General features: G+C 50.6%; 15 protein-coding genes, 1 tRNA gene and 2 pseudogenes. 6 read left to right on the forward strand and 12 right to left on the reverse strand.

Annotated elements, in window-relative coordinates; translation table 11 throughout:
* Nucleotides 1-83: 83 nt before the first annotated feature.
* The 6 genes and pseudogenes from JCM16496_RS08885 to JCM16496_RS08910 all read left to right on the forward strand — a co-directional run bounded on the left by JCM16496_RS08885 (nt 84) and on the right by JCM16496_RS08910 (nt 3878).
* Nucleotides 84-168 (forward strand) — tRNA-Ser (locus JCM16496_RS08885).
* Between the two features lie 274 nt (nt 169-442).
* A pseudogene (locus JCM16496_RS08890) lies at nt 443-1671 on the forward strand (site-specific integrase).
* A gap of 669 nt (nt 1672-2340) precedes the next feature.
* Nucleotides 2341-2874: an antirestriction protein ArdA gene (locus JCM16496_RS08895; RefSeq protein ID WP_025833710.1), complete on the forward strand. Its 534-nt coding sequence runs from the start codon at nt 2341-2343 to the stop codon at nt 2872-2874.
* A gap of 55 nt (nt 2875-2929) precedes the next feature.
* Nucleotides 2930-3142 carry a hypothetical protein gene (locus JCM16496_RS08900; protein ID WP_025833712.1) on the forward strand — a complete coding sequence of 71 codons (213 nt, stop codon included), beginning with the start codon at nt 2930-2932 and terminating at the stop codon, nt 3140-3142.
* Between the two features lie 19 nt (nt 3143-3161).
* Entirely contained in the window at nt 3162-3380 is a 219-nt protein-coding gene (locus JCM16496_RS08905) for a DUF3873 domain-containing protein (RefSeq protein ID WP_025833714.1), read from the forward strand.
* Nucleotides 3381-3395: 15 nt separating this feature from the next.
* A complete protein-coding gene (locus JCM16496_RS08910) occupies nt 3396-3878 on the forward strand; it encodes a DUF7258 domain-containing protein (protein WP_025833716.1) in 483 nt (160 codons plus the stop codon).
* A 193-nt stretch (nt 3879-4071) separates the two neighbouring features.
* Here the strand turns inward: JCM16496_RS08910 and JCM16496_RS08915 are convergent, their stop codons facing one another.
* The 12 genes and pseudogenes from JCM16496_RS08915 to JCM16496_RS08970 all read right to left on the reverse strand — a co-directional run bounded on the left by JCM16496_RS08915 (nt 4072) and on the right by JCM16496_RS08970 (nt 14279).
* A complete protein-coding gene (locus tag JCM16496_RS08915) occupies nt 4072-4521 on the reverse strand; it encodes a DUF3872 domain-containing protein (RefSeq protein ID WP_025833718.1) in 450 nt (149 codons plus the stop codon).
* 13 nt (nt 4522-4534) lie between these two features.
* Nucleotides 4535-5116 carry a conjugal transfer protein TraO gene (locus JCM16496_RS08920; RefSeq protein WP_025833719.1) on the reverse strand — a complete coding sequence of 194 codons (582 nt, stop codon included), beginning with the start codon at nt 5114-5116 and terminating at the stop codon, nt 4535-4537.
* A gap of 3 nt (nt 5117-5119) precedes the next feature.
* Nucleotides 5120-6055, reverse strand: coding sequence for a conjugative transposon protein TraN (traN, locus tag JCM16496_RS08925; protein ID WP_025833721.1), 936 nt, complete (start codon nt 6053-6055; stop codon nt 5120-5122).
* Between the two features lie 29 nt (nt 6056-6084).
* Complete coding sequence (gene traM, locus JCM16496_RS08930) at nt 6085-7410, reverse strand: conjugative transposon protein TraM (protein WP_025833723.1); 1326 nt, start codon at nt 7408-7410, stop codon at nt 6085-6087.
* Entirely contained in the window at nt 7388-7684 is a 297-nt protein-coding gene (locus JCM16496_RS08935) for a TraL conjugative transposon family protein (protein ID WP_025833725.1), read from the reverse strand. Before JCM16496_RS08935 ends, traM begins: the two co-directional genes overlap by 23 nt.
* Nucleotides 7685-7688: 4 nt before the next feature.
* Nucleotides 7689-8312 carry a conjugative transposon protein TraK gene (gene traK / locus JCM16496_RS08940; protein WP_004309966.1) on the reverse strand — a complete coding sequence of 208 codons (624 nt, stop codon included), beginning with the start codon at nt 8310-8312 and terminating at the stop codon, nt 7689-7691.
* 20 nt (nt 8313-8332) lie between these two features.
* Nucleotides 8333-9328, reverse strand: coding sequence for a conjugative transposon protein TraJ (gene traJ, locus JCM16496_RS08945; RefSeq protein WP_025833731.1), 996 nt, complete (start codon nt 9326-9328; stop codon nt 8333-8335).
* A 19-nt stretch (nt 9329-9347) separates the two neighbouring features.
* A complete protein-coding gene (locus JCM16496_RS08950; protein ID WP_025833733.1) occupies nt 9348-9974 on the reverse strand; it encodes a DUF4141 domain-containing protein in 627 nt (208 codons plus the stop codon).
* The gene (locus JCM16496_RS08955) at nt 9971-10327 is read right to left on the reverse strand and encodes a DUF3876 domain-containing protein (RefSeq protein WP_025833735.1); all 357 of its coding nucleotides are present in this window, start codon (nt 10325-10327) and stop codon (nt 9971-9973) included. The genes JCM16496_RS08950 and JCM16496_RS08955 overlap by 4 nt, the downstream gene beginning before the upstream one ends.
* An 11-nt stretch (nt 10328-10338) precedes the next feature.
* Nucleotides 10339-13182, reverse strand: coding sequence for a TraG family conjugative transposon ATPase (locus JCM16496_RS08960; RefSeq protein WP_244440285.1), 2844 nt, complete (start codon nt 13180-13182; stop codon nt 10339-10341).
* A gap of 10 nt (nt 13183-13192) precedes the next feature.
* A complete protein-coding gene (locus tag JCM16496_RS08965; RefSeq protein WP_004309970.1) occupies nt 13193-13489 on the reverse strand; it encodes a DUF4134 domain-containing protein in 297 nt (98 codons plus the stop codon).
* A gap of 164 nt (nt 13490-13653) precedes the next feature.
* Nucleotides 13654-14279, reverse strand: a pseudogene (locus JCM16496_RS08970) (hypothetical protein).

Below are 14279 nucleotides of genomic sequence, written 5' to 3' on the forward strand. Positions count from 1 at the left end.
GAAAGGAAGTTTGCAGAATTAAAAATGATTTGTACCTTTGCACCGCTTTAAGAGGAAAAGCACTTCCCGAAAAGGAAGTTTTAGGAGAGGTGGCAGAGTGGTCGATTGCGGCGGTCTTGAAAACCGTTGTGCTGCGAGGCACCCGGGGTTCGAATCCCTGTCTCTCCGCTGAACTTACTGGACAGAAATGGTCAGTAAACGGACAAAAAGCTACAAATCAATGATTTGTGGCTTTTTTTTATTGCCCGAAAGTCCGGCTTCCAAGACTTCAAAAGTACGGTAAAAGACAAAGTTTCGTTACTAAATCGTTACCTATTCCCCGCCGGACAAAAACGGTAACGATTTGTCCTCAAATGACCTGATAATGACTTGATTAGTCCATAGTCTGCATAACTCAAAAACGAGAGGTAAAAATTAATTTTGCAACTAAAAAAAGTGAGTTATGAAATCGACATTCAAGGTTCTTTTTTATTTGAAGAAAGGTTCTGAAAAGAAAAACGGCGAGGTTATGATTATGGCACGCATCACCATAGACGGCAAACTTTGCCAGTTCAGCACGAAACAGAGCATCCAGCCCGACAACTGGAACACGGCTGCGGGCAAAGCCAAAGGCAGGGATGCCGGGAGGATAAACGCCCTTTTGGACGATATACGTTCTTCCCTGAATACCATTTACCATGAGATGCAGCGGCGTGACAACTACGTGACCGCCGAGAAAGTGAAGAACGAGTTTTTAGGTCATAGCGAGAGCCACGAAACAATCCTTACCTTGTTCCAAAAGCACAATGACGATGTGAAGCAGTTGGTCGGCATATCCAAGACGATAGCGACCTACCGTAAGTATGAAGTGACCCGCCGCCACCTTGCCGAGTTCATCCGCAGTAAGTACAACGTATCGGACATATCCATTAAGGAGATAAGCCCGATGTTCATTACCGATTTTGAGTTGTATTTGCGTACAGCCTGCAAGTGCGGCTACAACACTACCGCCAAGTTCATGCAGTTCTTCAAGCGTATCATCATCATTGCCCGCAACAACGGTATACTGGTGAACGACCCGTTCGCCAATTATAAAATCCGGCTGGAAAAAGTGGACAGGGGTTATCTGACAGAGGACGAGATTAAAATTATCCTTAAAAAGAAAATGGTTTCCGAGCGGCTGGAACACGTCAGGGACTTGTTCATCTTTGCCTGCTTCACCGGGCTTGCTATATAGATGTAGCCGGGCTTACACAAGATAACATTCGCAAATCCTTTGACGGCAACCTTTGGATAATGACAAAGCGGCAAAAGACGAATACGGACGTTAATGTTCCCCTGCTGGATATTCCCAAGATGATTTTGAAGAAGTACAAGGGCAAGTTACCGAATGGCAAGATACTTCCCATAATCAGTAATCAGAAACTAAATGCGTACCTGAAAGAGATAGCCGATGTGTGCGGTATTAAAAAGAACTTGACATTTCACCTTGCTCGGCACACGTTCGCAACGACTACCACGTTGTCAAAGGGCGTACCCATTGAAACGGTGTCCAAGATGTTGGGACACACCAATATCGAAACGACCCAAATCTATGCCCGCATCACTAACAGCAAGATAGGCAGTGATATGCAGGGGCTTGACAAGAAGTTTGTCGGCATCGAGAAGATTTACAAGGAAGTCGCCATGTGAATTTTCAGTTACCTATATACCGTTGGTAACAAAACAGGTAACGATTTCGGTAACGAAATTCCACCTAACAAGCTATATCCCAACAAAGTACATTCTTTCACCTTGCGGGCAGTCCACCGACTACCCGCATTTTTATTCCCTTTTCCACTGGCACATTCCCCGAAACGCCAGCCGTGCGTGGCATGGCTGACTGTATTTCGTGAAAAGAGCCGTTGGAAACCCGCACAAGCGTACCGCAAGGTAAACTTGCCATACCCTTGCCTTTCCCGCCCGCATGGAGTGTTCCCTAAAAGACTAAAGGGAACAGGCACTTTTCCCCAATTTCCCTATCTGTAAATCTTCCTCTTACGCAGTCCCCCAGCCGGGACGGTCGTTTTAATCATTTCAATAGGCAAAGGTAGTTACGTGTTCTTCACGATTTTGCAAGGTCGAGCCGTTCCGGTTTGGCGAAAAAATCTTCCCTGCCTTGCGAGGTATTTTTTGCCCAAAACCTTGCAAACTCTAAACACTACCCTTTTACGCCTATGTGAAACGAAAACGACCGACCCGACCGGAAGACGCATAAAAAAAAAGTCGGATTTACGGGAAACAGGAAAAAAGTTCAGTGAAACTTCAACTCCCTCACCTCTCGAATCCGCATAAAATTAAAAACTTAAAAATTACAGCAATATGGAAGCAAAGGTATTATCGGAAGCAAAAGTTTATGTAGGCACTTATGCCAAGTACAACAACGGTTCATTGTCCGGCGCATGGCTCGACCTTTCGGACTATTCGGACAAGGAAGAATTTTATGAAGCCTGCCGGGAACTTCACAAGGACGAGGAAGATGCGGAATATATGTTTCAGGACTGGGAGAACGTGCCGGAGGGCTTAATCGGCGAAAGCTGGATTTCTGAAAACTTCTTTTCCCTGCGTGATGCGGTGGAGGATTTGAGCGACACCGAGCAGGAAGCCTTTTTCGTGTGGTGCAACTACAAAAGCCATGATTTGGGCGAGGAAGATGCGGACGATTTGATAAAAGCCTTTCAAGACGAGTATATAGGACAATATGACGATGAAGAAACCTTTGCCACGCAAATAGTCGCCGAGTGCTACGAACTGCCCGACTTCGCCGAAACATACTTTGATTACCAAAGGTTTGCCCGTGACTTGTTTATGTTCGATTACTGGTTCGATGACGGTTTTGTGTTCCGGGCGGCATAACTGAATACCAATTCGGGCGGGGTTCAAAGCCCTGCCCGCTAAAAACAACCAAGCGATGAAACGGAAAAGCATTTATAAAATCCTTTGGCGGGCGTTGCTGTTCTGCCTTGCATGGCGGTTCGCCAGCGTAGCCGGAGCAGGCACGGCGATAACGGCGTATATCGTATTTCGTGCCGCCTGTTTCCTGCTCCGTGTCTGCCTTTCAGCCGTTTATGCGCTGGGCATGGCTCTGCTTTTCCTGTCGTTGCTTTTCTTACTGATATTATAACCATAAAAAATAGAACATCATGCAGTCACTTAACAAAAACGGGGTAAGCATTACCCAAACACCGGGAGAAGAAAAGTTCGTGAAATGCTGTTTAGGGGCTTTCAGGGGACAGATTTATTTTCAATATGACTACCGCCACACCGATATGGAACTTTTCAGTACGGTAGCCAAAACGCTGGACGAGTGCCGCCGCAGGCGTGACGAGTGGATAGCGAAAAAAGAACGGAGTAATAAATAAGTAAAATTTAGGGATATGAAAACGACAGAAGTAAACAAGGAGCTTATCGGCAAGCGTTGCGAGTGTATTTTTACGGGTTTAATGGTAACGGGCGTTATCGAGGACATCCAAGACGACCGGCATTCCACAGCGGTAAAAGTCCGCTTCGACCACCCGCACCAGTGGGGCGATGATTTGTATAATGATGTGTGGGCGTGGGGGCGTAAAATAGACGAGTTCGGCACGTTACACCATTTACAACTGTTAGAGGATAAACCGGACTTTCAGATAATGACGGTAGTTTTCGGCGAGCCAATCAGCCGGATAGACCGCAGTGTTTTTGAAGATGTTGCAACGTGGGGTGTCTGTTCCCTGCAAGGCTGGGTAAACAGCTACGAAAGTGTCCGGTTTGTAGCCATAAACGACCATACGGCAATCATTACGGGCGAATATAACATGGAACAGGTAAAGGTGTGGTTAGAGAAATACACGTCCATAAAGAGCCTTAAAACCAGTTGATAGAGAACGGCGGCTATTTGCCGCCGCCACTTTCTTTCGTGAGTGCCGGGAAATAAAGTGGCAAAGAAACCCGCCCTGTTCCCTAACATGAAAAGTCCACCCGCCGAACTATCAGCGGGTGGACTGCCATAACATACGCATTGCGTATCATTGCGTATAAGGCTGGTATATATCCTAACAAACAGCCGCATGGCTATTCCGGTTCTTCATCCTTGCCGTTGTCATTATTGAACGATAGCGAAAGTTGCTGCACCTGCCCGAAGCTATCAATTACATAAATGTCAATCGTCTGCTGGTCTGTCGATGCCGATGTGTAGTAGAGCCGGAACGTTTCTTTCTCCAGCGGGTACAGGTCATTGGGCAGGAACACCGTGCCGTTATCCATTTCCAGCTTCCCTTTGCCGTCCGGCTGGAAGTACCGTATCTGATAGGTAGTCGGCTGGTAATAGCCGCCACGCATCAGTTGGCAGCGTATTTCGGCAGTTTCCCCGACTTTCAGCCTTTTGGGTACTGGCAGCGTTTCGATGCTGAACGGGTATGCCTGCTGAATATCCAAGTTGTCATTACAGGCGGTGACAAGCACGAGGGCGGCCACGATGTAGCAGCCCATGATGATTTTATACATTACATTCTTCATATACATTATTATATAGCGGTCAGTTGATAATGAATTTCAGTCCCACAGATACCTGCGTGTGGAACTTGCCTATGTCCGAGCCGAACAACGCCCGTTCCCTTGCGCTGACAAGCAAAGCTATCCGGTCAGTCAGGTAGGCTTCCAGTTCCAGCGTTAAAGCTCCGCCGTAAACGAAGCAGTCCTTATCCAGCAAAGTAGAGCCGTCCGGCAACAGCTTTTCGCTTCGGTTGCTCACTTCATACCCGGCGAGTGCCGACAGTCCCAGCGACAGGAAAAAGGTCTTACGCCTGTCCGATAGGAATTTCAGGTAATAGCCGCCCTCTGCGGTGAACTGTTCGACTGGTATTCTCATATCCTTGTAGTCATACTTCTTGTGCAGGTATTCGCCGCCAATTACCCAGCGGTTGGTGTTCTTGGTGTAAACGCTATACGCCGCCCCGATATGGTAGGCAAAATCCGTATTGGCGTTCCAATGCACCCCGTCCGTCATGCCCGCCGTGACCTGCAAGCCTTTCATGCCCGGCAGGTATCTTTGTGCGTGTGCCTGAAACGAGGTCAGGCACAGCGCAAAGAGTATCATTATAAAGATGTGCCTTTTCATTCCCTATTTGATTTTGAGTTCGTTAATCACTTCTGCGTTCACGATGTCGGCGTTCTCCACCCGGATAACCTGATGCCGCCCGCCGTTCTTCTCGTAGAGTTCCACCAGCAGCAGCTTGTCGTCAGGAATGGTGAACTTCGGCAGGGCGTATACCGTGCGCACGGTCGATTTCCCGGCAATCTCTATCACCTCGTTGTAGCTGCGTACCGCATCCAGCACTGTTTCCTGAATAGCCGTGCGCTTGGGTACTTCCTTATCGACTATCTTAAACTTGATGAAGTCGGTATCGAAAGGCACGTTGGAACTGTTCTTTGTCTGCGTGTGTACATAGAGCATCCCGTTATAGGTGTAAATCCCCTTGATTAAGAACTGTATGCCGAAACGCTTGCTACCCAAGTGGCGCACTTTCCGGTCGTTGTTCTTGTAGATGCTCTGCATTATCAGCTTCACCAGCAGCGGGCTTTCATTACCCAGTTCCCGGAAATAGATGTTCATGCGGGTATGTGAGAAGTCGGACGTATCTTCATTCTCCAAGAAGTCTTTCATTTCGATGTTGAGCATTTCCGGTTCACGGGCGTACTTGGCATTAAATGAAAAGAAACTCCCGTCCTCACAAATGACGGAGAAGTTCGTTTCTCCCGGAAAGCCCTCTGTCGTGGCTTTCACACGTATTACGTTCTCCGCACCGTCTGCCTTGCCCGCTATGATGTGGTTGCTTCCCAAATCGACATAGCGGACGGCGGCGGGGAAGATGATATGCACCGTCTTGGCAAAGGTCACTTCCACGCCGTAGGGCGTTACCATTTGGTGGTACGGGAGTTTCCGGGTAATCCCCCGGTACAAGTCGTTGCCAGCCGCATACTTCACGGTGTCAGCGGTTTGTGCGTTTGCCGCACACACGCCCAGCAAGAGGGCGAACAATCCAAAAATCTGTTTCATTGTTAATTGGAATTTTAGTAGTTAAATAATTATTGTTGTTTGGCGTAAAGCATGACTTTATAGCCTGCTTTCAGCTTCACTTTTACGGTTCGGAACTTCTTGGCGAGGTAGCCGGACGTTCCTTGCAGCAAGCCCCTTGTCACGTCCATAGCCACCTGCTGCCCGGCACTCCGTGCAAAGGAAATGCTTGTTCCCAGCCCGCTTCCGATATTCGCCATAGCTTCGTTGAACGCTTCCTGCTCCATAGAGGACGGTACGGAAAGCCCCTTTTGCCCGTCCGTGTCGAATACGGCGAGTTCCACCGGGATGATGTTGCCCGCATATTCAATCGAGGACACCAGTATGTCGAGCCGTTCGCCCTGCACCTTTGCCGTCCCCGCCACAAGGGTATTCTTCGGCACGACTATGTTTCCCGCCTGCATGGGTTCGAGCAGCCGTAGTTTCACCGCCTGCCCGTCCGTCAGGGTTTGGTCTTGGTGGATGCAGGCGGCTATCGTGTTCCTGCCCATAGCGTAGCCCGTGCCTACCGCCGTGTTGAAGCCGTAGTTTCGTGGCTGGCTGTAAGCCCGGATGAAGTCGGCATCGCTCATGGGCTGCTGCAATCCCGATACGGTCGTTTCCCGGATAGCCTGCACGGGCTGGGCTTGCGGCTTTTGGGTGACAGTCCCGGCAACAGGCACTTGTGCCGTTTGCCCGTTCTGCCCGCCCTCATTCATGTACTTTGCCGCCAGTTCGTAGGACTTTTCCAAGAGTGCCATTTGGTCGTCAGCGGTAGGCGTGGCGTTCTGCTGCTGTTGCAGTCTGTCGGTCAGTTCCGCCACCTGCCGCTTCAAGTCCTCTTTTTCCTCGTCCACAGGGGGCGTTTCGTAGAACGTGCTTAACTGGCGGTTGATGTCCCGGTAAGCGTTTGCCGAATAAGAAGCACCGCCGCCCTTTTGTGGCTTCGGATTTTCTTCCGGCATCAGGTCTATTTCCGCTTGCGGTTCTTCCGTTTCATCGTCCCCCGTGAAACCGAAGTCCTGCAAGGACTGTATCTTGTCCTGCTGTTTGCGGTTCAGCATCGCTTGTTCGTATGCCTTTTGCTTGTCGGCTATAATCCCGTCCTCTGCGGGCAGGGGTATGTCGGCGTTGAAGCCGCCAACGCTCTCTACATTCACGTCCTCTTTGCCGGAGGGGGCGAATATCAGGTACATGCACCCGGCAAAGGCAAGGAACATCAGCGGGAAGACTATCATTTTCCTGCGCTGCTGTACCTGTTGGGGTGTCAGTTCCCGTTTGGGCTTCTTTTCCTTTTCAGTCTTCCCGTCCATCTGTGGTACGGTCGTGCCGTTCTCATTCTTCTGTACTTCTTCCATATTCCGGTCTGTTTAAGAGGTTGATACTGTTGATTGTGTCATTGCCCTGCAATGGCAGTTGTTTGATATGTTCTATTTGCAGCCGCCTGCCGTCCCGTTTCCCGATATTGTAGATTGATGAAACAGTGATGTAGATAGACAAGCCGCCGAAAAATAGGAACATCACGAGGATAACCGCCAGCCTTTTGCCCGGCGTAATCCGTCCGCACATTCGGCGCAGGCAGTCGTCCGCCCAGTCCTGCACCTTTTCGATGTAATTTCGTTTCCTTTCCATAAGGCTACCTCTTAACGGTTTGCAAATCCTTGTTCTCGGTAATGGTGAACGCTTCGATAATGAAGCCGTGCGGGTTGTTGTCGCTCCGTGTGGCGTTGAGCAGGCGGCACGAGGTCACAAGGCTTCGCACCGTCAGGCTGCTTTCCCGGACAATCAACTGGCGGGCATACGTGTTCACCTTGTAGGGGTACTGGTCGAAGTCGCACTTCACGCTGTCAATCTCCACCGTCTGCGTGACGTTTCCGGAAATCACCCGGTTGTAGTAGCCCTTTTCCGCCAAGTCCTTGTAATAGTTGAAAGCGGTCTTGTCGGCGAGGAACAGCGAGCGTTTGATGTTGCTTTCGATAGCCCCCTTGTCGGGTGATAAGGTGAAAAACAGTTCGTGGAAACGCCGCACGTGTGATTTGGCTTCCACTGGTCTGTTCTGTGCCATGTCCTGCGAGAGTGCCAGCATCAGGCTTTTGCCGTTGTCGAGGACGTATATCTTCTGCCGCTGCTTTTCGGCGAAGCTGTACGAGTTCCACACGGCAAAGCCCGTCACCAGTGCGCACAGGCAGATGAATACCAGCGCAAAGAGCCGGATTTGCCGGAAACTCGTTTCGATGTTCGTTAATGATTTAAATTCCATATACTAAATTTTGATGTTGGTTATTTGAGTAGTTTCCCGGTTACTTTCCCGCTTGCCGCACCGACCGCAGCCCCGGCGATTGACCCAGCCCGTGCCACGTTGCGGTTATAGGCAGACGTGCCGCCAGCCGACACAATCCAGCTTGCCACCGTAGGAATGGTGAAGTAGCCCACGATACCGATTATCATAAATATTACATACACGGTGCTGCTCCCGTCAGGAATGAAATTCGGGTCTGAAAGTTCCTGAATGTCCTTTTGGAGCATCAGCGTTTGTATGCGTGCCAGCACGCTGCTGAACAAATCCGACACGGGCAACCACAGGTAAATGGAGATATAGCGTGAAATCCATTGGGTCAGCGTGCTTTGGAAACCGTCATAGACGGAAATCGCAAACGCCAGCGGACCCAATATCGAAAGCACAATCAGGAAGAACGTGCGCAGCGTGTCTATAATCAGCCCCGCCGCCTGAAAGAGCATTTCCAACAGTTCCCTGAACCAGTCCCGGACGGACTTCTTGATATTGTAAGCCGCCCTATCCATATACATCCCCGTCATAGTCACCATGTCGGAGGGCGACCAGCCCAGTTCTTCCAGTTGTCTGTCAAATTCCTCGTCCGATGCAAGGTAAGCCGTTTCGGGGCTTCGCATCAGGGCTTCATATTCCAGTCGGTCTTTTTGCGCCCGATACTCGTTCATGTCGAAAGTCTGCGTTTCCATAAGTTGGTTGCATCCTTTTACCACTGGCGACAATACCGTGTTGATAGTGCCCAGCACGAACGTGGGAAAGAACATGATGCACAGCCCCAGCGCAAAAGGACGGAGTAGCGGGTACACGTCTATGGCTTCGGCACGCGCGAGTGACTGCCACACTTTGGCGGCTACATAGAACAAAGCTCCCAGCCCGGCTATCCCTTTCGCTACCCCCGTCATGTTGCTGCACAAGGGCATCATTTCATCGTACAGCACCCGCAACACTTGGTGCAGGTTGTCAAAATCCACCGCTGCTAATAACATAGGCATACCGATTTATATGTTACCAGTAGCGTTCATCCGCCGAGCCGTAGAGAGCCAGCACCCGGTCGGTGTCGTTTTTCTTCTTTGCCCGCAGGTAGGACACGGATATGTTCTTTCGGGTGTAGTAGTTCACAAGGTTGCGGTAGTTGAGCAGGCTTCGATAAGCGTTGTCGATGATTGCCAGCCGTTCGGCATCCGTCAGCGACATACCCGTGATGTTCACTACATTTTTCAAGTCCTGCAACACGTCCGAGCTTTCCGACATCAGTTTGGCATAGCCGAACGAGATTGCGGACAGTTCGTCAGGCGTGAAATTCGGGTCTGCCAGCATACTTTGGAAGTTGCGCACGTAGATTTCGGATATTTCCGCCACCAGTTCGATGGACTTCTTCACCTTGACACCGCCCTTAACCACGTCATGCACCGCTTTGAGCGCATCGTAATATTTTTTACCCTGCTGGAAAATCTTCTGCGCTTCCATGAAGCCGTCCAGCGTGTTCTTGGCTGTGGTGGAAGTCTGCACTATCTGCTTGGTGGTGTTGATGATACCCTGTGCCAAGTTGCCGGGGTCTGACACCACCCACTGGGCGGATGCCTTGCCGATGAAGCAAAGGCATACCACCATAAGGAGAATTGTTTTCTTCATCTTTTTCTGTTTTTAAGGTTTGTAACTCGCTTGTATTCGCCGCCGGGTGAAAGGGTTATCCGGTCACGTTCCTTGTCATACGTCAGCAGTATGGCAAAGCCAGTTTCGATAAACAGTTTCCCGTCCTGTTCCGACACTTGATAGGCAGTTTCCAGCACCTTGCCCCTGATATTCGTTTTTCGGGTGACGGTGTATTTGCCGCCCGTTTTCGAGAGCGTGAAAGCCGGGTGTCCCTTGACGTGTACCCATTCACCACGCATCTTTTCCAGTTGTTTTTCCCCGTTGCCAGTGCAGCCAGCCAATGACAGGCAGACGCATAGCAGCATGGGAAACAGTCTATTTGTCCGTTTCATGTTTTTTTATTTTAAGTTGTTGATAATTGGGGATTACGTTTGCTTTCCGCAAGCCGCTTGATAGCCAGTTCAAGGTTGCCGCCCAGCTTCTCGGCGAGGGCGAACAGTTCCATTTTCTCGCTTTCCTCTGTCGTGAACGTGTAATATTCTTCCAGCGAAACTTCTGTGGCATATACCGCCGACTGCGTGCCGCCCAGCGAGAAGAAGACTTCCTTGTACTTCCGTCCGGGGTGGTTCGCCATGTTGATAGACAATATCTGCGAACGCTCCTTGTCGGTCAGTCCGAGCAGGTTTTGTATGCTGTCGAACTTATTCAAGTATTTTCTTTGGTCTAACAAAATCTTGCAGTCCGAGTTATTGATGATACTCTCTTTCACTATGGGCGAGGAAATAATATCTTCCACTTCCTGCGTTACCACAATCGCTTCCCCGAAATACTTTCGGACGGTTTTGTACAAATATTTTATGTAGTCCGCCATGTTCGCCGATGCAATCGCTTTCCACGCTTCCTCGATTAGTATTAACTTCCTTATTCCCTTTAACTTGCGCATCTTGTTTATAAAGGCTTCCATGATGATGATAGTCGTTATCGGGAATAAAATCTTGTGGTCTTTGATATTATCCAATTCAAAGACAATGAAGCGTTTATGCAGCAAATCCAGCTCCTTGTCGGAGTTCAGCAAATAGTCATACTCGCCACCCTTGTAATAGGGTTCAAGCACGTTCAGGAAGTTGTCTATGTCGAAATCCTTTTCCCTGACGTTCTTCTGTTCAAGCTGTCGGCGGTAATCATCCCGGACAAACTCGTAGAACGTGTTGAAGCAGGGCGTTACCGATTTATCCCCTGTGATACGTTCGATATAGGCACTTACCGCATTGGACAACGCCACTTCTTCCGACCGCTTGGGGGCTTCATCGTCCCGCTTCCATAAAGTAAGGATAAGGGTCTTGATACTCTCTTTCTTCTCGATGTCAAATACTCCGTCCTCGACATAGAACGGGTTGAACGCTATCGGGTTCTCGTTGGTGTAGGTGAAATAAATCCCGTCCTCACCGTGCGTGCGATTGTGGATAAGCTGGGACAACCCCAAGTAGCTGTTACCCGTATCTACTAATAGCACGTGCGCACCCTGCTCGTAATACTGGCGCACCATGTGGTTGGTGAAGAAAGACTTCCCGCTACCGCTCGGCCCAAGTATGAACTTGTTGCGGTTGGTGGTGATGCCTTTCTTCATGGGCAAATCCGATATGTCGATGTGCAGCGGGCGACCGCTTACCCTGTCCACCATTTTGATGCCGAACGGCGAAAGCGAACTCTTGTAGTTCGTTTCTTCCACGAACAGGCAGAGAGCCTGCCCCAAGAACGTGTAGAAACTTTCCTCTGCCGGGAAGTCGGCTTCGTTGCCGGGTATGCCCGCCCAAAAGAGCGTGGGCGTATCGACCGTGTTGTGGCGTGGCTTGCACTCCATTAGCGCAAGCTGGCTTCCCACATCGTTGCGTATGCGTTTGAGTTCGTCCCGGTCGTCACTCCATGCCATGACGTTGCAGTGGCAGCGCACCGAGACAAGCCCCTTGCTGTGGGCTTCATTCAGGTACTCGTCTATCCACTCCTTGTTCACTTGGTTGGCACGGGAGTAGCGGGAGAGCGATTGCATATTCCGGGCGGTCTGCTCGAAGTTCTTCAGGTTTTCGGCGTGGTCGTCTATGAAGATGAACTGGTTATAGACGTGGTTACACGACAACAGCACGCCCACCGGGGCGGCGAAACTTAACCTGCAATCGCTTCTGTCGGTGGAAAGTTTCTCAAATCGGCAGTCCGTCCCGACTTTTCCGGGCAAATCTTCCACGTCCGAAAGCGTGTGCAGGCACAGTATATCGTCCCCGACACGCATTTCTTCCGGGTACAGCCCGATGTCTTTCAGGCAAGTAGTGTCGGTTTGCGAGAGCGAGAAGTATTTCTCGATGATGCCCGCCTTTCCGTCCTGCCCGGTGATTTCCGATGCCGCCAGCCGGGTAAGGGTGACAAACCCGCTGTCGTTCATTATCCTTTCAAATTGCCCGACCGCTTCGATGAACTTTGCCGCCGTTTCCTTGTCGGCTATCTCCTGCGGGACAATCCTGCCCCGGCAGAGGGTGGAGAAGTCGCTCTGTCGGCGGCTTCTCTCCCTTGTCGTTTTCGTCAGGAACAGGTAGCAGTAATGGTTCAGGAACGGGCGTTCATTGAAGTGCCGTTCAAAGGAGCGACTTAAAAAACTAAGTTCGTCCCTTTCGGTGTCGGGCTGGTAGCTCTCCTTGATGAAGAAGTCCTGCTTGTGTACTATGGAGTAGTCGGGCAGCACCTTGATTGCCTTGTACCATGCCGAATGTATGGCTTCGTACTCGGCACTGGTGACGGTGAACAGTTCGGGCAGTTCCACCTTGAAAGCCACCGTTATGTCCGCATCCTTTGAAATGATGCAGCCGTTCTCCACCGCCAAAAGTGGAAATTTCCTTTCCAGCGTGGTAGCCTTTAATGTATTCCTCATGTTCTTTCTTCCTTTCTTCTTTTGTAATTGAACAGCCGGGGTATCGCCTTTCGGCTGATAATGAAGCGTGGGTGTCTTTTGCGTGCGGCTGCTTTCATCAGCGTGCGTGCCGTACCGTGCGTTGAGCCGGAACGTCTGCCACACGAGCAGCAGCGAAGCCGACACGATGAAACCGATACATAGCCACTGGTTCACGCCAGCCATGAACAGGACGATGAACACCACGAAGACGGCGAGCAAGCCGCCGCAAAAGATAAAGAGGTACTGGCTTTTCAGCCCCTTGAACTCCACCGGCTTCCCGATACCCCTGTTTACCGGATATTCAGACATAGCCGCCGTTTTAGAGGAAGAACGACCGCAGGATAGTGGCGGCGACAATCAGGAAGATACACGCCCCGAACCAACTGGCAGCGGTCTTTGAGGTGTCGGGGTCGCCGCTTGAAAATTTGTTATACACTTTTACCCCGCCAATCAAGCCGCAGACCGCCCCGATTGCGTACACCAGTTTTGTTCCGGGGTCGAAATACCCTGTGATTAGGTTCGTGGCTTCGGTGATGCCCGCCTGCCCGTTGCCCTGTGCGTAGGCACTTACCGCAGCGGCAAGGATAGCCGCCGACAAAAAGATTTTCTTTCTCATTGTGATTTGTTTTTAATGCCGGGCGGCGGGTGGGAAGTCCGCCTTTCCCGGCTGGTGAATAATTTGAAATTTTAGTGGTCGGGGATAGTCCCGTTTGTCTGTTTGGTTTTCAGGTTGCCAATCAACCGTAGTCACGTTGCTTCATATTGTTACACATTATTACATTATAGGAAATCGTTCATGTCGAACGCTTCGTGTTCCTTGCTTATACCGCCAGCTTCGGCAGGGACAGTAGCCGTAGCCAGTTCCGCTTCGTTGCGTCCCAGCAGTTCCGCCACCTTTGCCAGCCCGCCGTTGATGTTCTCCACCACCGCATCGTAGAGGTTTGTTCCCTCAATCCTTGCCAGTGTCCCGGCGGCTTGCCGCTGTTCCGCTTCGGTGGAGGTGTCGGCGTTCGCCGTGCGTACCGCTTCGCCCAGTTCGTCAAAGCTCACGCCCGTAGCCCGCCCGGTATCATCGTCACCCATGTACCGGCTATTTCCTCGTCCTCGTAGTCGGGTTCGTCATTCTCGTAACCGGGCGTTTCTTCTGGCTGTTCGTCAGCCTGCGGCGCAAAAATAGTATCATTTTCAGCCGCTTGCGGGAGGTGTCCCGATTTGTCCTGCGCTGTCCCGATTAGTCCACCCTTGTATCGGCTTTCGCCTATCAGTGTGTAGCCTGAAACTTCGTTTCGTGGAAGCGGCGCATCATCCGTTCTGCCCGGTGATGTCCGGCTGTCCGTGTAGCGATACCACAGCCATAGGGCGATATAGTACACCAAAAGCCCGGTTAATATGCAATAGGCTACCAT

It is taken from the genome of Bacteroides rodentium JCM 16496 (genome assembly GCF_000614125.1).
Lineage (GTDB): Bacteria > Bacteroidota > Bacteroidia > Bacteroidales > Bacteroidaceae > Bacteroides > Bacteroides rodentium.